This window comes from Homoserinimonas sp. OAct 916 (genome assembly GCF_003260275.1).
Lineage (GTDB): Bacteria > Actinomycetota > Actinomycetes > Actinomycetales > Microbacteriaceae > OACT-916.
This window is the reverse complement of record NZ_QJHB01000011.1, coordinates 93,409-111,628: the sequence shown is the minus strand read 5'-3', so window position 1 is coordinate 111,628 and position 18,220 is coordinate 93,409. Positions and strand designations below refer to the sequence as shown.

At 64.8% G+C, this 18,220-nt stretch carries 19 protein-coding genes; 11 read left to right on the top strand and 8 right to left on the bottom strand.

Annotated features, from left to right (window positions below):
- Positions 1–79: 79 nt before the first annotated feature.
- Complete coding sequence (locus DL891_RS13825; RefSeq protein ID WP_111721026.1) at positions 80–580, bottom strand: glutathione peroxidase; 501 nt, start codon at positions 578–580, stop codon at positions 80–82.
- Between the two features lie 17 nt (positions 581–597).
- Entirely contained in the window at positions 598–1,221 is a 624-nt protein-coding gene (locus DL891_RS13820) for a GNAT family N-acetyltransferase (protein WP_232819181.1), read from the bottom strand.
- 111 nt (positions 1,222–1,332) lie between these two features.
- Between DL891_RS13820 and DL891_RS13815 the strand changes: the two genes are divergently transcribed.
- The 5 genes from DL891_RS13815 to DL891_RS13795 all read left to right on the top strand — a co-directional run bounded on the left by DL891_RS13815 (position 1,333) and on the right by DL891_RS13795 (position 5,520).
- On the top strand, positions 1,333–2,934 hold the full coding sequence (locus tag DL891_RS13815; protein WP_198668912.1) for an NAD(P)/FAD-dependent oxidoreductase: 1,602 nt from the start codon (positions 1,333–1,335) through the stop codon (positions 2,932–2,934).
- Between the two features lie 98 nt (positions 2,935–3,032).
- Positions 3,033–3,323, top strand: coding sequence for a hypothetical protein (locus DL891_RS13810; RefSeq protein WP_111721024.1), 291 nt, complete (start codon positions 3,033–3,035; stop codon positions 3,321–3,323).
- 49 nt (positions 3,324–3,372) lie between these two features.
- A complete protein-coding gene (locus DL891_RS13805) occupies positions 3,373–3,786 on the top strand; it encodes a phage holin family protein (RefSeq protein ID WP_111721023.1) in 414 nt (137 codons plus the stop codon).
- Positions 3,776–4,189 carry a DUF3618 domain-containing protein gene (locus DL891_RS13800; RefSeq protein WP_111721022.1) on the top strand — a complete coding sequence of 138 codons (414 nt, stop codon included), beginning with the start codon at positions 3,776–3,778 and terminating at the stop codon, positions 4,187–4,189. The genes DL891_RS13805 and DL891_RS13800 overlap by 11 nt, the downstream gene beginning before the upstream one ends.
- A gap of 344 nt (positions 4,190–4,533) precedes the next feature.
- A complete protein-coding gene (locus DL891_RS13795; RefSeq protein WP_232819180.1) occupies positions 4,534–5,520 on the top strand; it encodes a sigma-70 family RNA polymerase sigma factor in 987 nt (328 codons plus the stop codon).
- On the opposite strand, the gene DL891_RS13790 is transcribed toward DL891_RS13795, so the two are convergent.
- Complete coding sequence (locus tag DL891_RS13790; RefSeq protein WP_111721021.1) at positions 5,521–6,093, bottom strand: TetR/AcrR family transcriptional regulator; 573 nt, start codon at positions 6,091–6,093, stop codon at positions 5,521–5,523.
- 287 nt (positions 6,094–6,380) lie between these two features.
- On the opposite strand from DL891_RS13790, the gene DL891_RS13785 reads away from it, so the two are divergent.
- The 4 genes from DL891_RS13785 (at position 6,381) to DL891_RS13770 (ending at position 11,119) form a co-directional block, all read left to right on the top strand.
- Entirely contained in the window at positions 6,381–7,406 is a 1,026-nt protein-coding gene (locus DL891_RS13785) for a hydroxymethylbilane synthase (protein ID WP_157962513.1), read from the top strand.
- Positions 7,393–8,220, top strand: a complete 828-nt coding sequence (locus tag DL891_RS13780; protein ID WP_111721019.1) for a uroporphyrinogen-III synthase — start codon at positions 7,393–7,395, stop codon at positions 8,218–8,220. Before DL891_RS13785 ends, DL891_RS13780 begins: the two co-directional genes overlap by 14 nt.
- 285 nt (positions 8,221–8,505) lie before the next feature.
- Positions 8,506–10,713, top strand: coding sequence for an MMPL family transporter (locus DL891_RS13775; RefSeq protein WP_368665635.1), 2,208 nt, complete (start codon positions 8,506–8,508; stop codon positions 10,711–10,713).
- 4 nt (positions 10,714–10,717) lie between these two features.
- Positions 10,718–11,119, top strand: coding sequence for a hypothetical protein (locus tag DL891_RS13770; RefSeq protein WP_111721018.1), 402 nt, complete (start codon positions 10,718–10,720; stop codon positions 11,117–11,119).
- Between the two features lie 43 nt (positions 11,120–11,162).
- Here DL891_RS13770 and DL891_RS13765 read toward each other — a convergent pair whose 3' ends face one another.
- The 4 genes from DL891_RS13765 to DL891_RS13750 all read right to left on the bottom strand — a co-directional run bounded on the left by DL891_RS13765 (position 11,163) and on the right by DL891_RS13750 (position 15,023).
- Positions 11,163–12,083: an MDR family oxidoreductase gene (locus DL891_RS13765; protein WP_198668919.1), complete on the bottom strand. Its 921-nt coding sequence runs from the start codon at positions 12,081–12,083 to the stop codon at positions 11,163–11,165.
- A 159-nt stretch (positions 12,084–12,242) separates the two neighbouring features.
- A complete protein-coding gene (locus tag DL891_RS13760; protein ID WP_111721017.1) occupies positions 12,243–13,064 on the bottom strand; it encodes an ABC transporter permease in 822 nt (273 codons plus the stop codon).
- The gene (locus tag DL891_RS13755) at positions 13,061–13,963 is read right to left on the bottom strand and encodes an ATP-binding cassette domain-containing protein (RefSeq protein WP_111721016.1); all 903 of its coding nucleotides are present in this window, start codon (positions 13,961–13,963) and stop codon (positions 13,061–13,063) included. Before DL891_RS13755 ends, DL891_RS13760 begins: the two co-directional genes overlap by 4 nt.
- A gap of 58 nt (positions 13,964–14,021) precedes the next feature.
- Positions 14,022–15,023, bottom strand: a complete 1,002-nt coding sequence (locus DL891_RS13750) for a rhodanese-related sulfurtransferase (protein WP_111721015.1) — start codon at positions 15,021–15,023, stop codon at positions 14,022–14,024.
- Between the two features lie 164 nt (positions 15,024–15,187).
- Between DL891_RS13750 and DL891_RS13745 the strand changes: the two genes are divergently transcribed.
- Complete coding sequence (locus DL891_RS13745) at positions 15,188–15,748, top strand: YbhB/YbcL family Raf kinase inhibitor-like protein (protein ID WP_111721014.1); 561 nt, start codon at positions 15,188–15,190, stop codon at positions 15,746–15,748.
- Between the two features lie 43 nt (positions 15,749–15,791).
- Here DL891_RS13745 and DL891_RS13740 read toward each other — a convergent pair whose 3' ends face one another.
- Positions 15,792–16,475, bottom strand: a complete 684-nt coding sequence (locus DL891_RS13740; RefSeq protein WP_111721013.1) for a hypothetical protein — start codon at positions 16,473–16,475, stop codon at positions 15,792–15,794.
- Positions 16,476–16,660: 185 nt separating this feature from the next.
- Here DL891_RS13740 and DL891_RS13735 point away from each other — a divergent pair, with 185 nt between their 5' ends.
- Positions 16,661–18,205, top strand: coding sequence for an MmgE/PrpD family protein (locus DL891_RS13735; RefSeq protein ID WP_111721012.1), 1,545 nt, complete (start codon positions 16,661–16,663; stop codon positions 18,203–18,205).
- Positions 18,206–18,220: the final 15 nt, after the last annotated feature.

The window sequence follows — 18,220 nt, the reverse complement described above, 5'->3', positions numbered from 1 at the left end:
GGGAGGCCGGGCGTGCCGAAGACTATTTTCGTTTGGATATCTGAAATGGTCGCGCCGCATCCAGCGTGGTGCGAACCGTTCAGGCAACCTCGAGCTTTGCGTTCACGCCCTCTTCGATCAACGCGATGATTGCCGGGTCGTCGGGCGCGGTGCGGCTGCGAAAGCGATGCACATCACCATCCGGGCCGATCACGAACTTCTCGAAGTTCCACTTCACCCGGCCAGCTTTTCCGCTGGCATCCGGGGTCTTCACCAACTCTGCATAGAGCGGATGCTGTGCTCTACCGTTCACATGCGTCTTCTCGAACAGTGGGAAGTCCACCCCGTAGGTGGCAGAGCAGAACTCAACGATCTGTTCCGCGCCACCCGGCTCCTGCATCATGAACAGGTTGCACGGGAACCCCAGAACGGTGAAACCGCGCTTCTGGTAGGTATTCTGCAACTCTTGCAACGCTTCGTACTGCGGGGTGAATCCGCACTTGGAGGCCACGTTCACCACCATTGTCACCCTGTCGGAGACTTCAGAGAGGGTGGTCGACTCTCCGGCGATCGTGGTCAGGTCGAAATTGGGAAACGTCATCAATCGTCAACTCTCCTTCAGCTGCCGGCGCTTCGCCACTCCGGGGCGAGAAGACCGTACACAAGAGTATCGCTCCACTCGCCCTTGAAATAGAGATTCTGTCTGAAGTGTGCTTCCCTGCGCATCCCCAGCCGGTCGCACAGCCGCACGGATGCCTCGTTCCGCGGGTCGAGCCTGGCAAAGACCCGGTGTGCGCCGAGCGTTGTGAAACAGAGGTCAAGGATCGCCCGGGCGGCCTCGGTGGCGTACCCGCGCCGGTGGAAGGCCGGATGGAAGACCCAGCCGATCTCGAACTGAGCACTTGAGGCGCTGTCGAGGAAGACGCTCATGTCGCCAACCACTCGTTCGTGGCCTCCGGCCTCGTCGGGCAGTTCCACCGCGAAGACGAGACAGTCGCCGTCACTCGCCAGGCGTACCCGTGTGCGGCGCTCGGCCAGGTGCGCTTCAGACTCCTCCACCGTCCTGGTCTCCCAGAGCAGGTAGCGAACCACGTCCTCCCGTTTCTGGTAGGCGTGCACGTCGTCGAGATCGCGGGGTCTCAGCGGTCTGAGCAGAAAGCGCTCGGTGCGTATCGGGGTTGCGTCGAAGGGCAGATGTGCCCATCCGGCGGGCCGTTTCGTGTCGGTGCTGGGCTTCGTCACAAAATCCTCCCGCAATCAGTATGCACCCGCCCCGCAGCCCGACGCGCGAGCGTTGGCAGCACACCGAGGGGAGCCGGCAGGGCCCATCTCGAAGTTTGCGACAATTGCAGGGTGAACTCTGACCCCGACGCCTCCATCGCCAACGAAGAGACGACCGCCAACGAAGAGATCCGCTTGGCTGAGGATTCGCCCGGAACCGAGCCAGGCGTGCTCAGGGCAGATGTCGTGATCGTCGGCTCGGGACTGGCCGGGCTCGTCGCCGCACGCGAGTGCGCCCGGATCGGGGCTCGGGTTCTCGTGACCAGCGGGCTTCCTCCGGTCGTCGTCGACGTTGGGTCCGACGGGTTGGCGCCGACGCCCGCCGACGCTGCCACCGATAGCGCGACTTCGGCCACCGTTGTACCGCCGGAAGCCGACGATCTCCACGCCGAGGAGTTCGAGGGCGATGGCGCGATGGCGGCTCTCGTGGCTGACCTCGGTCTGGGCGACCTCATGAGGGCGCAGACGGAGGACACGTGGTGGTTGAAGTCGGGGTCCGATGTCATGCCTGCTCCACAGGCGACCCTCGCTGGGATTCCTGCCTCCCCCCTCGCCACCGATGTGGCTCGGGTATTGGGTCGGAGGGGTGCCCTTCGTGCCTACCTCGACCGGCTGCGCCCGATCCTCACGATCGGCCGGGAAACGAATCTCGGGGCTCTGGTGCGCGGGCGCCTGGGGCCGGAGGTCTGGCAGCGACTGGTGGCTCCTATTGTCGCGGCCGAACTTGGCGATGATCCTGAGACCGTGCTGGTGGGCGCGGCCTCGCCCGCGCTGAATGCAGCGATGACACGGCAGGGCTCACTCTCCGGTGGCGTCACGGAGATCCTCTCGGCCGCGTCCGGCGCACGCTTTCTCGCCGTCCTGGACGCCGGCCTGCTCCCGGTCACTGACGCGCTGGCCTCAAGCGTTCGGTTTCTCGGCGGCTCACTCCGCCCCGATCTCGGGGTGGTCGCAGTCGACGAAATCACGGGTTCCGCTGGCGTCGACCGCTGGCGGGTGCACCTCGCCGACGGCAGCCAGATAGAGGCTCGGGCGGTGATTCTCGCGGTTGACCGGGCCAGGGCGCGGTCGTTGGCAGGAGACCTGCTCGGTGCGGCGTGGCGCGGTTGGCCCGAATCGCACCGAGACGAGGTGACGACGCTGGTAGTCGATGCTCCAGAACTCGATGGCGCACCCCGAGGCCGCGGGGTCGTTGCCCTCTCCGATCGAACCAGTCAGGTGCTGCACCATCTGACAGCGCGGCGAGCCGGCAACCGCCACTGCCTCCGCCTGATCACGCGCACCTTCATGCCACGAACGGACGAGGCTGATGAAGTGCAGGGTGAGATCACCCCGGACGACGTCCATTGGCCGCGGCCCGCCCGCGCGTTGGACGCCGCGGAGGCCGCGACCGCGTGTGACCGGGTCGCGGGTATCCTCGGAATCGAGTTGCAGACTGATTCCGTGGTCAGTGCCATATCGGAGCGGCGGCTTCATCCGCCGTCCCCCGCCGCCGAGGGGCAGACGGCTCGGATCGAATCCTTCCAGGTCGCCGTCGACGCTCACCCAGGGATTGCGGTATCCGGAGACTGGCTGTCTGGCACAGGGCTGGATGCGAAAGTGGCCCACGCCGAGGCCGCGGCATCAGGAATTCGTGGCGTGCTGGTGCGCAGCGGCTTTCATCCGTCGCTGTGAAGTGAGTGGCCGGTGAGACTACGCTGGACGGTACCGTAGTAAATGCCACACGTAGGCGGCTGCCAGATGAGGCAGCGACCACCCACGAGGAGTGACCAATGAAGAAGCTAGTCTTTATCGCCGGAATCGCCGTCGGGTATGTCTTGGGGGCTCGTGCCGGCCGCAAGCGCTACGAACAGATCCGCAAGGCCGCGCGAAACGTGTGGGAGACGGATTCCGTGCAGCGCGGGATGCACCAGGCGCAGGAATTCGCGAAGGAGCGGGTCGGTGACGTCGCAGACAGCATGTACGAGGGCGCCAAGAAAGTAGTTGTCGCCGTGGTTTCCAAAACAGACGCTTCCGGGACGAAGACGACTGGCCAGACCGGCACGAACGAACCCTCGATGTGATCGGCCCTGATCGCCGACACCGTTAGTGAAGACTGAGGAGGACCACCGCATGACTCCTGACCGTTCGATGGGTAAGAGACCCTCGTTGCTCCAACTGGTCGCAGGGCTTCCCGCGCAATTGATCGCCCTGGTCAAGATCGAGGTCGAGCAGGCCAAAATCGAGCTGAAGGCCAAGGCGATCAGCGCCGGTATCGGCGTGGGGATGCTGGTGCTGGCCGCGATGCTGGCCTTCTTCGCGTTCGCGACTCTGGTGGCCACCGCGATTCTCGCCCTGACACTGGTGTTCCAGCCCTGGCTGGCGGCACTGATCATCGGGGTCGCGTTGCTCGTTCTGGCGGCGATAATCGGACTGGTGGGGGTGCGGTTGCTGAAGAAAGGCGTGCCGCCGGTGCCCACTGCAGCCATAGAAGGCTTGAAAGAGGATGTACACGCGTTGAAGGGTGAAGGCCGCTATGAGTACTGAATCCCCGATCAACCCGAAGAAGAAGTCGCAGCAGTCGCTGGACGACGCTCACCGGGCCAAGCTGCAGGCCGCGGCCGCCGATCGCGAGGCCGCAGAACTGCGGGCCGCGACGGAGACCAGAACCGATGCCGAGGCAAAGGCCGCCGCGCGTACGATCGCGCGCAGCCCAGCACAATTGACGCAGGATGCCGAGTCGGCGAGGCGAGAGTTGGCACGCACGCTGGACGAGATCGAAGCCCGACTGAACCCGGTCACCCAGGCGAAGCGCCTGGTTCACGACGGACAGCGGCGCCTGAAGATCCTGCGTCGCCGGCATCCCGAATACCTGATCGCCGGAGCGGCCGGTGTGGCGGCACTCGGCGCCGGGCTGGTCTGGTTGGGAGTGCGCACTTTCCGGAGGTAGCCGCACACTTGTCGGGGTGTGTGAAGAGCCGTCAAAAAAAAGAGAGCGACCGTTCTCTCTCGGTGCTACTGTGGGGATAGTTCGGTTTCGGGTTGGCTCCAGAATTCGTGCATATGACCTGAATCCGTGCATATGATCTGAAGATGGGTCGTGTGCTTGAGTGTTTCTTTGATTGTCAGAGCCTGGTCCCTGCGTGACAATCGGCCACAGGCCAAGTTGAACCTGTCGGGATATCTGATTCGCGGTTGTTTAGCCCTTCGCTCCCGACTCTCAATGTCGGTTGAGAGCTCCGTTGCCGTGCCTGTGCGTAATCGTCGAACTACCTATTTACCCGAGGTGTGCAGATGTCGAACGCAGTTTCAGTACCCAATAATAATCAGCAGGATCGATACGAGACCGATTGGTCGGACAGGCCGCGACTGACAATCGTCGGCGCGAGCACAGACCCGGTCCGCGACTACCTGCATCAGATCGGCCAATATCCGCTGTTGACCGCGGAGGACGAAGTCGAACTCGCTCAGACCATTGAAGTCGGCCTGATGGCGGAGGAGAAGATCGCCACGGAGCGAAATCTGCCGCCGGTCTACCTGCGTGAGTTGAGGCAGATCGCCCATGAGGGGGTGGAGGCTCACCAGCGTTTCATCTGTTGCAACTTGAAACTGGTCGTCAGCATCGCCAAGAGATATGCCGGGCGCGGGGTTCCTTTCATGGACATCATCCAGGAGGGAAACCTCGGCCTTGACCGGGCGGTGAAGAAATTCGACTACCGTCAGGGGTTCAAGTTCTCCACGTATGCAATGTGGTGGATTAGACAGTCCATCACCCGGAGCCTGGCCGACTCGGCCCGACTGATCCGGATCCCCGTGCACACCATGGAGAAGATCAACAAGCTGGGACGCATCGGACGAGACATCTCCGGCATTCTCGGCCGCGATGCGACCGTTCAGGAGATCGCGAAAGAGGCTGACCTCTCGGTCGAAGAAGTCGTTCGACTCTTGGGGGCGAACCGTGAACCGGTGTCGCTGCACATGTCGGCGTCTGATGACTCCGTGTCGGAGATCGGTGACCTGATCGAAGACACCGATGCGATCAGTGTCGACGAAGAAGTGAATGTGACGCTGCGCGACCAGGAGATCCGGCGACGGGTTCAAGGATTGCCCGAACGCGAGTCACGAATCATCACACTTCGCTATGGGTTGAACGCCGAGCCAATGACGTGCAGTCAGGTCGGCGAGATCTTCGGGGTCTCCCGGGAGAGGATCAGGCAGCTTGAAGCCCGCGCCCTGGTCATGCTTCGTTGCCCCGAGCTTCAGGGATTGCTCGACGACTGATCACACCTTCTGATGATCGAGGAGCCAACCCGCAAAAACCTTGCTGCGCCTCGCCGCATCGATGTCGCCGATCTGCGCGGCGATGATCGCCCCCCGCATCAAGATCTGGAATGAATAGGCGAAATCGTCAGGATCATGGAACCCTGCGTTGCGGGCCTGCTCTCGCAGGACTTGGAAGAGGCAGACCACCTGGGTCAGACTCGCCTTGCCGAGAGCGTGTTGCGGCCCCATTTCAATCAACACATTCATGGTGGCGTCTCCGCCGAAATCCGGGCCCCGAAACCACGAGTCGAGCTCGTCGAAGATGCTCAGAAACTGTTCGCGCTTGTTCATCTCGAGCGAGAACGCCTGTTGCACGATTGTTCCGGGCATTCGAATCTCGCCCGATCGCACCAAGAACGCCAAGACCAATTCGTCTTTCGACGGGAAGTGGCGGTAGAACGTCGCGTTCGCGACGCGCGATGTGGCAACGAGTTCGTCGACGCCAACGTCACGAATCCCGCGTTCGGAAAAGAGGCGGTCGGCGGTGTGGAGAATTCTCTCTCGGGCCGCCGATCGAGCAATAGAAGCCATCGCATATTCAGGGTACAACGCACTGGATTTCCGGCAAGAGCGCAACAGAAAACTCGAGATCAATTAAGTGAGGATCTTTGGCGCCGGACACCGCGTCGTTCAGGTTGCGTTTTTACAACATTGCGTCAATCCGGGGGGCGAGGAGCAGTTTGCGTTTGTCTTGGCCGGAGCAAGAGCGGATGATGGAGAAATGACATACTCGATTCACTTCGGGGCGGCGGGTGTTTGTGACACGCCCGGTTCTCTGGAATCCTCGGTGTGCCTGCCACGTGCACGAGGTCGGTTCTGTGACCGATAAGACCGAGATCACCCCTGCGCCGAGCGAACCGGTGCTGAGCATCGGCACCTGTGGGGGGCAGCTCGCACAGGCTCGCGCAACCGCACTCGGTGACCAGATTCGTCGGATCACCGGGGGCCGGATCGAACTGGTGACGATCCAGGCGGAACCCACGGCAGATTCATCGCGTCAGGTGCGCCCAGAGGCGACCGGTGCGCATTCCCATTCTCCGCGTGCGTGCGTTGCCGCGATCCGTGAGGCTCTTCGAAACAACGAGTTCACGCTGGCCGTGCACGCGTTGGTCGACCTTCCGAGTGAGCCCGCACGCGCGATTCGCCTGGGTGCCATCGTGCAGCGTCTGGACGCCCGAGATGCGGTGTGCGCCCGTGACGGGTTGACGCTCGCCGAGCTACCGCCCGGGGCGCGGGTGGGAGCGGAGTCGGCCCGCCGCATCGCCCAACTCGAGGCCATCCGAAATGATCTGAAAGTCATCGATGCGGAACACGACGCCGGCGTGCTGCTGGAGATGGTGGCCACCGGCAGCCTGGATGCTGCCGTGGTCTCGGTGGCTGAACTCTCCCGGCTCGAGTTGCTCGACCAGGTTGCCTGCGAGATTCTGGAGCTGCCCGATTGGCCGACCGGCGCGGGCCAGGGTGCGCTCGCAATCGAGGTGCGCGAGCACGACTTCGTTCAGGTGTCGTTGATCCGGGCGCTGCTCGCCCGGCTCGACCACCGCCCAACCCGGGCGACGGCCACCGCCGAGCGTCATGTGAAAGAACGGCTTGAGGAGCACACGGATGCGGCCTTCGGCGTGTACGCGATCCTCGACGGATCCCTCCTGTTGCTGAGCGCCACCGTGTACGACGGGGCCGGCAGCAAGCAGATCACCAGTTCCCACGGGGTGGTGCTGGACGGGATGAGTCCGGCGGCCACCAAAGTGGCGATCGAAGCGCTCGGAACGAGCGTGGCCAATGACCTCATACGCAACGGCGCGGCGGAGTTTACGTCGACAGGAGTGATTCATGAGTTCGGTTGATGCCGCTGAGGCGGCCGCGCTCGCAGTGGCGGCCACCGGCGCGATCTCGTTGCCGAAAAGACTGTCGGGCTGGCGAGTCCTGGTACCCCGCGGGGGCCCGTGGGGCGATGCCGTGGCGGCCGCGTTGCGGGCCAACGGGGCCAGTCCGGTGGTCTCGCCGATGATCAATTTTGCGCAGACCGATGATGCGCCGGCGCTGGAGGCCGCACTGGTTCAACTGGCCGCCGGAGAGTTCGACTGGGTCACTGTGACCAGTGCGACGACCGTCGATGTGCTGTCGTCTCATCGGGCGGTGGTCCCGGAGGGCACCAAGATAGCTGCGGTGGGAGAGACCACGGCGAGCGCCTTGACCGCGGCCGGTTACACGGTCGACCTGGTGCCGAGCGAAGACAACACCGCACGAGCACTTCTCGCCGAATGGACAGAGGCCACGGGCGGTGTGGTTCCCCTGAAGATCCTCACCCTGCGCTCGCAGGCCGCCACGCCCGTATTGACGCCGGGCCTGATTCGAATCGGCCATGACGTGAAGCAGGTCGTCGCCTATCGCACCATCGGGGTGCCGGTCGGGGCACAGGTGCTGAGCGACGTGGCGGCGGGGCGGATCCATGCCATCCTGGTCACATCGGGCAGCGTCGCGGAACAGGTGTTGGAACAACTCTCGCCCATCCCCGAATCGACATTGATCGCATGCATCGGACCGCGCACCGCGAGGGATGCCCGTAACGTGGGTCTCCGGGTCGACACCGTGGCCGCTCGCCGCAGTGTCGCGTCGTTGATCGACGCGGTGATCGAGGCGGCAACCACGCGCGACTGAACGTCGCCGGTGCTTGCCGGGCGGGGTCGCCCCGGGGTTCAATCTTTCGATGGTGTTGTGCTCGGCAGGGTGCCAATAGCGTGGAATGACACCCATTCGCCCAGCCCTTAGTACCGACGTGCCGCCGAACGCCCGCGGCAGTTTCGTGTGCTCGGCGCCTTCCCCGAGAGTGACATGCCGCACCGACCCGCCACGCCCTCCCACAACCGTCCGCATACTCCAGACCGTCACCTGCCCGATGGGCGCATCCCGTCGTCCTCGACGACGGCGGGCTCGCGACACACCGTGCCCCGCTGGCTGAGGATCATCATCCCCGCCGCGTTGATCCTCGTCTGGTTCATGGCCTTCTCGATGGGAGGTTCCTACTTCGGCAAGATCAGTGAGGTGTCCAGCAACGACGCGGCCCAGCACCTCCCAGCCGGTGCCGAGGCCACCCAGGTGCAGGAGCTGCAGACCCAGTTTCGTGGGAGCGACCTGATCCCCGGAATCGTCGTGTATCAACGTGACGGCGGCCTGACTGACACCGACATGAGTGCGATCGACGATCAGATCGCCGTCTTCGGCGAGGTTGCCGGTGTCGCCCCCGGCGCGGTTTCGCCGCCGATCCGGTCGACCGACGGCGAGGCCGTCGAAGTGTTCGTGCCGATGGACAGCACGGTCAAAGTCAGCGACACCGTCGCCGAGGTTCGCGCCCATCTTGCCTCCTCGACCCCAGCGGGACTCTCCGCCCACCTCACGGGGCCCGCCGGTCTCTCCGCCGACATCGGCGGAGCCTTCAGCGGGCTGGACGGGATGCTGCTCCTGGTCGCGCTGGCCGCTGTGCTGCTCATCCTGATCGTCGTCTACCGGTCACCGTTACTGCCCATCATCGTGCTCGGCACCAGCATGGCGGCGCTCACGGCCGCGATCGTGACCGTCTGGTGGCTTGCCAAAGCCGAAATCGTGCTGCTCACCGGGCAGACCCAGGGAATCCTTTTGATCCTGGTGGTCGGTGCCGCGACGGACTATTCGCTGCTCTACGTTGCCCGGTACCGGGAGGCCCTGCGCGACCACGAAGGCACCTGGCAGGCCACTTGGGCGGCGCTCAAGGGGTCATGGCAGCCCATTCTCGCGTCCGGCGGAACCGTCATCATCGGCTTGATGTGCCTGCTGTTCAGCGACCTCAACTCCAATAAGGCCCTGGGCCCGGTCGCCTCGATCGGGATAGCGTTCGCGCTCCTCGGTGCACTCACCCTGTTGCCCGCCCTGCTGATGTGGGCCGGGAGGGCCGCATTTTGGCCGATCCGACCCGCGTTCGGCTCCGATCATCCGGCCACGGTCGGGCGCCGGGCCGCGGGCGTCTGGCCGAAGCTGGGGGCCATGATCTCCAGGCGGCCGCGCCTGATCTGGGTCGTCTCGACGCTGGTGCTCCTGGTCGCATCGCTGGGCATGCTGCAATTGAAGGCAGATGGCGTTCCCTCGAGCGAATTCGTTCTGGGAGCGTCTCAGGCGCGCGACGGGCAGGCGGTGCTCGCCGCGCACTTCCCGGCGGGAAGCGGCACCCCAGCGGTCATGATCGGCCAGCAGGCTGACTTCGATGAGATCGCGCAGACTGTGCTTGGCACCGCAGGCGTGACGAGCGTGAACGTGATCTCCTCCGATTCGAAGTCGGGAACACTGCCGGTCGATGAGGCGGGCATCAAGCAGCTCGGAAAGCCGGGCAGCCCTCCAAGCCAGCCCACCGTTGTCAACGGGCAGGTGCTGCTGCAGGCGACCCTTGATGCCGCCGCGGACTCGGCCGAGGCTGAACAGACCGTGCGCGACCTGCGCACCGAACTGTCGTCGGTCGGCGCTGATTCGACCGTGCTCGTGGGCGGGGTCACGGCGGTCGCGCTCGATACGAATACCGCATCCGTGCACGATCGCAACCTGATCATTCCGCTGGTTCTCGTGGTCATTCTGGCCGTTCTGATGCTGCTCCTCAGGTCGATCGTGGCGCCGTTGATCCTGATCAGCACCGTCGTGATCTCTTACCTGGCCGCGCTCGGAGTGTCTGCACTGGTGTTCAACCACCTGTTCGGGTTTCCCGGCGCCGACCCGTCAGTGCCGATGTTCGGCTTCATCTTTCTGGTGGCACTCGGAATCGACTACAACATCTTCCTGATGACCCGCGTGCGCGAGGAGTCCACGATGTTCGGCACACGCCTCGGAATCTTGAGAGGACTCTCGGTAACCGGCGGGGTGATCACGTCGGCCGGGCTCGTGCTTGCCGCCACCTTTGCCGCACTCGGTGTGCTTCCGGTTCTGTTCATGGCCCAGATCTCCTTCATCGTCGCGTTCGGTGTGCTCGTGGACACCTTTTTGGTGCGCTCGCTACTGGTGCCCGCGCTGAGCTATGACATCGGCCGCCGGATCTGGTGGCCGAGCAAACTGGCTGAAACTGAGCTTCCGGCCACAGAAGTGCGCAATGTGACGAAACTACTCTCCGGAACCGGAAACAGTCGGGCAGACTAGAGATATGGCAATCGTGCGCGTTCACCCCGACAAGCTGGAAATTCAGTTGTCGAAAATGGAGAAGGCGCTCGCGCTCAGGCGAGAACCGATTGTGATCACCCGAAAGGGGATCCGTGCGGCCACGATCACGCAGGACCCGTGGATCTGGTTGCGGGGCATCCGTGCTCCCGGCATCCATGTGCCGTTGAATCTGGCGGTGGGCACCTGGAAGTTCCACGGTGGGAAAGACTTCATGCTGGTCAAGCGTTCCCGAACCTCAGTGGTGATCGATGTCGAGGGCGGCGAATTCGAGCGCGTGATCATCAGCACCGCGCTTGCCGGCGAGCTGGTACACGCGTTGCGGTTGGCCGGAGACGACCAGACCGACCACGCGACTGTTTTCGACACCGGCTCCACGAACGACTGACGGTCGCGCGATCCCCGAACACCGAGGGTGAGGTTCGAGCCACTCAGCCGTTGACGTCGACCACGGTGCGACCGTGGAGCGTGCCCGCCAGCAGCTGTGTTGCAGCCTCGAGGGTCTCGCCCAAGCCGATTTCGCTCGTCACACTGTCGAGCGCATCGTGGTCGAGGTCAGAGGCCAGCCGGTGCCAGGCGTTCTCACGCAGCTTCAGTGGTGCATCCACCGAATTGACACCCACGAGGCTGACCGCGCGCAGGATGAATGGCAGTACCGAGGCCGGCAGGTCAGCGCCTTGGGCGAGCCCACAGCAGGTGACCACACCGCCATATCTGGTCTGGGCGAGCACGTTGGCGAGGGTGTGACTGCCGACCGTGTCGACACCGGCCGCCCAGCGAGCGGATTGCAGGGGTTTGCCAGGCGCCCCCAGCTCCTCACGGTCAATCACCTCGTCGGCACCGAGCCCACGCAGGAAGTCGGTCTCGGTCGCCACGCGTCCGGTGGAGGCGATCACCCGGTAGCCGCGGTGTGCGAGCAGGGCCACGGCGATGCTGCCCACGCCTCCGGAGGCGCCGGTGACAACAACTGGCCCGGAGGCCGGGATCACGCCATTCCGCTCGAGCGCCAGGACACTCAACTGGGCGGTCAGTCCGGCGGTGCCGATAGCCGCGGCCTGCCGGGAGGTGAGGCCGCTCGGCAGCTGGACCAGTGACTTGCCGTCCACACGCGCGTGCTCGGCGAACCCACCGTGGCTGCGCTCACCCAGGCCGGCGCCGTTCAGGATGACGAGGTCGCCCGCGCTCCAGTGGTGGGTGTCGGAGGAGTAGACACGGCCGACAAGGTCGATACCGGCGATCAACGGAAACGAGCTGACGATCCCTGGCCGGCCGGTGAGGGCCAGGGCGTCTTTGTAGTTGAGACTCGAGTACTCCACATCGATGGCGACCGACCCCGGGGTGGATGCCGGCATCAACAGGTCGTCGCTGACGGTGCGCAGCTCGGCGACACCGCCTTCTGAACCCGCATCCTTCTGGCGGTCAGGCGATCGATCCACCACAATTGCACGAAAACTCTTCGTCGACGTTGTCATGGTCATACCTTACGAGACTTGCCCGGTGCGGGTCGAGGGTCAGGTGACGTCGCGGCGCCAACTCGTGAAGAAGCCCCCGACCGTGGCGAGCACGGCGTACCCGAGGAGAACGAGGCCGCCCTGCCACCACTCCAGTTGCGCGGTGCTTCCACCCATAATGGTGAACACGCTGGAGCCGACCAGGGCATCGCTGGCCGAACCGGGCAGGAACTTCCCATAGGGTTCCAGCCAATCGATGAAGCCGGCCGCGGTGCGCAGCAGGGGTTCCACGAACTGGGTGAACGCCAGCACGATCACGATCGCGGCGACCTGGCTCGGCACGAGCACGCCGAGGCCCACACCGATGGCCGCCCAGAGAGCCATCACGATGATCGAGCGCCAAATGAGGGTGAGCACCTCGTCTGACAGGAACGCCGGGTCGAGGCCGAAGAGGGCGATTGCCAGCCCGCCGGCAGCCATCGACCCGACCAGTGCGATCACTCCGTAGGCGGCACCGAAACCGGTCAGGGTGAGCGACTTGGCGACGAGCACGCGGCCGCGGCGCGGATCGGCCAGAAAAGTGGGGGTCAGCGTCTGGTAGCGGAACTCGGCCGTGGCGGCCAGGGCGCCCAACAGCACCGGAAAGACATAGCCGATGGACGTCGCGAAACTGTAGACGGTCGTGGTCAGTGGGAACCCTGGAGGCAGCCCGTGGGCCTCGCCCCCGGGGATCTTGCCGGTCTCGATGCCGGCGAACACGGTGGCGAGGCCGCCAGCGACAACTGCGACATAGCCGACCATGATCAGGGCAAGCACCCACCACAGTCGAACCGAGACGAGTTTGGCCACCTCAGACGCGAGGGCCGATGAGAGATTCTTCACAGCGATCCCCCCTCGCCGACCAGGGCGAGGAAGGAGTCCTCGAGGCCCGACCGCTTCTGACTGAGTGCGCTCAACTCCACACCGGCGGCGAAGGCCACGTGGCCCACGTCGCTGGCCTCTGCGCCGCTGACGAGCAACCCGCTGCGAAGCTCGCTCACAAGGTAGCCGGCCTCGGTGAGCGCATTCTGGAGCGAACCCCGATCGGGCCCATCGACCAGAACCTCGCGAGTCTCGGTCATGTCGAGGCTTGACAGCGGCCCGGTGTGGGCGAGCTCACCGTGGGTGATCACGACCACCTCATCGACGGATTGTGCCACCTCGCTGAGCAGATGTGAGGAGACCATGACCGTGCGGCCCTCATCGGCCATGTGCCTGAGGAACCCACGCGTCCACTTGATGCCCTCCGGGTCGAGGCCGTTGACCGGCTCATCGAGTACCAACACGCCGGGGTCGCCGAGCAGGGCGAAGGCGAGGCCGAGGCGTTGGCGCATACCGAGCGAGTAGCCGCCGACCCGGCGCGAGCCGTATTCGGCCAGGCCGACGCGTTCCAGTGCAACCCGGGCCGCCTCGAGCGGGATCGCGGCGGCACGCGCGTACACGGCCAGGTGATTGAAAGCTGAGCGACCGGGATGGAAACTGGCGGCCTCCAGGGCGGCGCCGACCGTCGTCATCGGCGAGGGCAGGTCACGGTAGGCAATGCCGTCGAAGGTGGCGGTGCCCGCCGTGGGGGTGACCAACCCGAGCAGCATCCGCATTGTGGTGGTCTTGCCGGCACCGTTCGGCCCGAGGAACCCGGTCACCCTGCCCGGCTCAACGGTGAAGGTCAGATCTTTCACGGCGGCCACATCACCGAACCGCTTGGACAGCGCGTTGAAGTGCAGGGGAACTCCGGCGGTCATCAGGCTCCTTATCCGTCGTGGATGCGCGGCATCGAACGCACGGTGCCGCCCGGCCAGTTTAGGGCGTAGTCCCGGTCAGACCCGCTTCAGCGCGACGTGTGGGCGAGCCGGGGCTGGGTCGGGCCGCGTGATCCTCGCAGGCGACAGAAGTGCGTGCACACCGCTCGCAGACCACCAGTTGGGTGCGGCACGCGGTTTCGACGCAGTTCTGCATGTGCTTGGTCGGCGCCTCGCAGCGGGTGCAGGTGCCGAGCACAGCCGGGCTCTCACCGAAGTCGAGCGACATCCGCTCGTCGAACACGTACAACGACCCCTCCCAGAGCCCGGCGTCGCCGAAGGCCTCACCGTAGCGCACGATGCCGCCGTCGATTTGGTACACGTCGCTGAAGCCGCGGGCTTTCATGTGCGCAGAGAGCACCTCACAGCGGATGCCCCCGGTGCAGTAGGTGATCACCGGTTTGTCCTTGAGGTGGTCGAAGGCGCCGCTATCGAGTTCGGCCACGAACTCGCGGGTGTTGTCCACGTCGGGCACGATGGCGTTCTTGAACCGGCCGATCTCGGCCTCGAACCGGTTGCGACCGTCGAAGAAGACCGCATCTGGGCGTTGGTCGACCAGTTCGTTCACCTGTTCTGGGGAGAGCCGGATGCCACCGCCGACCACCCCGCCCGAATCCACTTCGAGCTCGTCCGGGGCGCCGAAGCTGACGATCTCCTCGCGCACCTTGACGCTCAACCGGGGAAAATCGGTGCTGACCAGACGGCTCAATGTTGCCGAGCCGGTGGGTTGGGCGGCGACGCGCCAGGCCTCCTCGATGAGGCCGCTGCCATCGCTGAATTTCGCGTCGAGGTCACGGAACGGGCCGTACTCGCGCGTCGAGCGCAGATAGCGCTTCACGGCGTTCAGTTCACCGCCGATGGTTCCGTTGATGCCGTCTTTCGAGATCAGGATGCGACCACGAAGACCGAGCGAGGACGCGAGGTCGCGCTGCCAGAGCCGGATCGCCTCGGGGTCGGCCAGCGGGGTGAATGCGTAGTAGAGCAGGATCTTGGAGATTGCCACTTGCCGATTTTACCGGGGCTTCCCGGAAGGATGCCCAACGCGCTCACTCTGCTGCGCTGGCTAGGCTGGATGGCGAAGCCGGGCAGCATATGCAGCCATTCAGCTGGCCCAGAACTTCAATACATCCAGAACCTGAGTTGATAACGGATTCACAAGGAGCCCCGATGTCACAGAACACCGCGTACGACCCGCACAGCCACGACCCGCTCGCGATCCTGCGCCCGGTGCCGTCATTCACTGTCACAAGCAACGATGTGACCGATGGCAAACCACTGGGTGCGGCCCAGTTCGGTGCCTCGTCGGGTGGGTCGGATATTTCGCCGCATTTGAGCTGGAGCGGGTTCCCGGCCGAAACTAAGAGTTTTGCCGTCACCTGCTACGATCCGGATGCCCCCACAGGGGCTGGCTTCTGGCATTGGGCAGTGTTCAACATCCCGAGATCCGTCACCGAGCTTCCGACAGGCGCGGGCAGCCCGAACAGTGGTTTGCTGCCCGAAGGGGCGGTGACCCTGCCGAATGAGGCCCGGCTGACCAGTTTCTACGGTGCCGGTCCCCCCGAGGGCACCGGGGTGCACCGCTACATCTTTGTGGTGCACGCGGTCGATGTGGCGCACCTCGACGTCGACCCCCAGTCGACGCCGACCGTGCTGAGCTTCAACCTGAACTTCCACGCGGTCGGCCGCGCCGTGCTCACCGGCCTCGGTGAATTCGGCGGCGCCCACTGACGAACGCCTGCGGAGCCTTCGAGGCGATTGTGATGCGATCCCTCTAGCCCGCAGGAGCAGGCGGCACCACGACGGTCGTTCCGGCGAGCACTTCGCCGAAGACCTGCGGGGAGTCCGCGCCGGGCTTGCAGGCCAGATCGACGGACAGTCCGATTCCTGCTGCGGCGAACGCACGGGCTGCCATCAACCACTGGCCGGAGTCGGGGTTGGATGCCGCCACGGCACGCACATCCGTGGTGGACCCATTGCCGAGCTCGCCGTAGCCGACCGTGCCGTCGATGACACCGGTGGCGAGCTCCTCCGGGCTGAGCTTCAGCAGGTGCTTGAGTAGGGCATCCGTCGTTGCCCTGTCGTCATCGGCGATCGTGGGCACGCTCTCGTCGAGGCGGTGCTGGCTGAACAGCGCCTGGCAGAGTCCGTCTGAGCTGGTGTAGGCCCAACTGCCGGTACCGTCATCGGGGGAGGAGACCTGCCAATCCGTGTTTCCGGAGAGATTCTCGCCGAATTGGGGAAGGCTGTCGGCCGGCAGACTGTTTCCGGCCTCGAAGGTGAGGTTTTCCAACGGCAGCGTCGGCTGTTCCCCGGTCGCCGGCGAGTCAGAGGGCGAAGGTGAGGCTGACGCGCTCGCTGAGACCCCGGCTGTGGGCGGCGCTGCTTCGCAGCCGGCCAACGCCAGCAGCGCGACCGGGGCGATCAACGCCAGGGCGATTCGGGTTCGTGCGCGCATGCTGCCTTTCCTTTGGGGCTGGTTCGCCCCGAAAAACCGTAGCCCACGAAGCTGTGCCGTTCGCGCGAACTGCACCGAATTGTGCGAATGGATGCGTGGTCCCGTGTTTCCGACCCGGCCACAGAAGCCGGGGACAGGCGAACGGATACGGGGCGCAGAGCCCCATTTCCGGTACGTTATTGAGTGTGAAGACACATAATGTACGAGTTCACCGTAGTGAAGAGAACCTCCAGCGCGAAGACCAGTTGGCGTGGAAGATCGCCGAAGTGGCCGTCGATCCCGTTGAGGTGACCGATGAGGTCGTCGACATGGTGATCAATCGCGTGATCGACAATGCGGCCGTTGCCGCGGCATCCCTGACCCGCCACCCGGTGGTCTCAGCGCGAACGCAGGCCTTGGCTCACCCGGTTTCAATCGGTGGCGACGGAGCCACCGTCTTCGGCAAGGACTCGGCCCGCAGGGTTTCGCCCGAATGGGCCGCGTGGGCGAACGGTGTGGCCGTGCGCGAACTCGACTATCACGACACATTCCTGGCCGCGGACTATTCCCACCCCGGCGACAATATTCCGCCGGTCATCGCCGTGGCCCAACACCTGGCTGACAAGCGCGGCCTCACCGGGCGCGACGTAGTGCGCGCGATCGCCACCGGTTACGAGATCCAGGTCGACCTGGTGAAGGCGATCTGCCTGCACGAGCACAAGATCGACCACGTGGCACACCTCGGCCCGTCTGCCGCCGCTGCCCTCGGCACGCTGCTCGCGCTCGATACCGAGACCATCTTCCAGGCGGTCGGCCAGGCGCTGCACACGACGACAGCCACCCGCCAGTCCCGCAAGGGCGAGATCTCCAGTTGGAAGGCCCACGCCCCCGCCTTCGCCGGCAAGATGGCGGTCGAAGCAGTCGACCGGGCCATGCGCGGCGAAACCAGCCCCACCCCGATCTACGAGGGTGAAGACGGTGTCATCGCGTGGATGCTGGATGGCCCGGACGCCCAGTACGAGGTGCCCCTGCCCGAGCCCGGTGAAGCAAAGCTCGGCATCCTCGACACCTATACGAAGGAACACTCGGCCGAATACCAGGCGCAGGCTCTGATCGACCTGGCCCGCAAGCTGCACAACGAGTATCCGGCTCTGGGCGAGCCCGAGGGGCCCGAACTGGTGGAGAGCATCGTCATCCACACCTCCCACCACACGCACTACGTGATCGGCTCGGGCGCGAACGACCCGCAGAAGTACGACCCGAGCGCCTCCAGGGAGACCCTCGACCACTCGATTCCGTACATCTTCGCGGTCGCTCTTCAGGACGGCGCCTGGCACCACAGCCGCTCGTACAAACCGGAACGGGCGAATCGTGCTGACACCGTTGAGTTGTGGAAGAAGATCACAACGGCCGAAGACGAGGAGTGGACGAGGCGCTATCACTCGACCGATCCTGCCGAGAAGGCATTTGGTGGTCGCGTGGAGATCACGCTGACCGACGGCACCGTGATCGTCGACGAGATCGCCGTGGCCGATGCCCACCCGCTCGGGGCCCGACCGTTCGTTCGCGCCGACTACGTCCAGAAGTTCCGGATGCTGGCCGAAGATGTGCTCGCGCCCGAGGAGATCGAGCGTTTTCTCGACCTGGCCCAGCGCTTGCCCGAACTCTCCTCTGCTGAACTCGGCGAACTCAACATTGTCACGCTCCCCGGCCTGCTGGCCTCGGGGCCGGAGTTGAACGGCCTGTTCTGATGCTGTGCGCGATGA

Bases quoted from the DNA above. Each gene is read 5' to 3' on its own strand.
- DL891_RS13825 (WP_111721026.1), bottom strand. From the start codon at position 580: ATGACGTTTCCCAATTTCGACCTGACCACGATCGCCGGAGAGTCGACC.
- DL891_RS13790 (WP_111721021.1), bottom strand. From the start codon at position 6,093: ATGGCTTCTATTGCTCGATCGGCGGCCCGAGAGAGAATTCTCCACACC.
- DL891_RS13810 (WP_111721024.1), top strand. From the start codon at position 3,033: ATGAAGAAGCTAGTCTTTATCGCCGGAATCGCCGTCGGGTATGTCTTG.
- DL891_RS13740 (WP_111721013.1), bottom strand. From the start codon at position 16,475: ATGCGCGCACGAACCCGAATCGCCCTGGCGTTGATCGCCCCGGTCGCG.
- DL891_RS13805 (WP_111721023.1), top strand. From the start codon at position 3,373: ATGACTCCTGACCGTTCGATGGGTAAGAGACCCTCGTTGCTCCAACTG.
- DL891_RS13780 (WP_111721019.1), top strand. From the start codon at position 7,393: ATGAGTTCGGTTGATGCCGCTGAGGCGGCCGCGCTCGCAGTGGCGGCC.
- DL891_RS13765 (WP_198668919.1), bottom strand. From the start codon at position 12,083: ATGCCGGCATCCACCCCGGGGTCGGTCGCCATCGATGTGGAGTACTCG.
- DL891_RS13795 (WP_232819180.1), top strand. From the start codon at position 4,534: ATGTCGAACGCAGTTTCAGTACCCAATAATAATCAGCAGGATCGATAC.
- DL891_RS13800 (WP_111721022.1), top strand. From the start codon at position 3,776: ATGAGTACTGAATCCCCGATCAACCCGAAGAAGAAGTCGCAGCAGTCG.
- DL891_RS13755 (WP_111721016.1), bottom strand. From the start codon at position 13,963: ATGACCGCCGGAGTTCCCCTGCACTTCAACGCGCTGTCCAAGCGGTTC.
- DL891_RS13745 (WP_111721014.1), top strand. From the start codon at position 15,188: ATGTCACAGAACACCGCGTACGACCCGCACAGCCACGACCCGCTCGCG.
- DL891_RS13770 (WP_111721018.1), top strand. From the start codon at position 10,718: ATGGCAATCGTGCGCGTTCACCCCGACAAGCTGGAAATTCAGTTGTCG.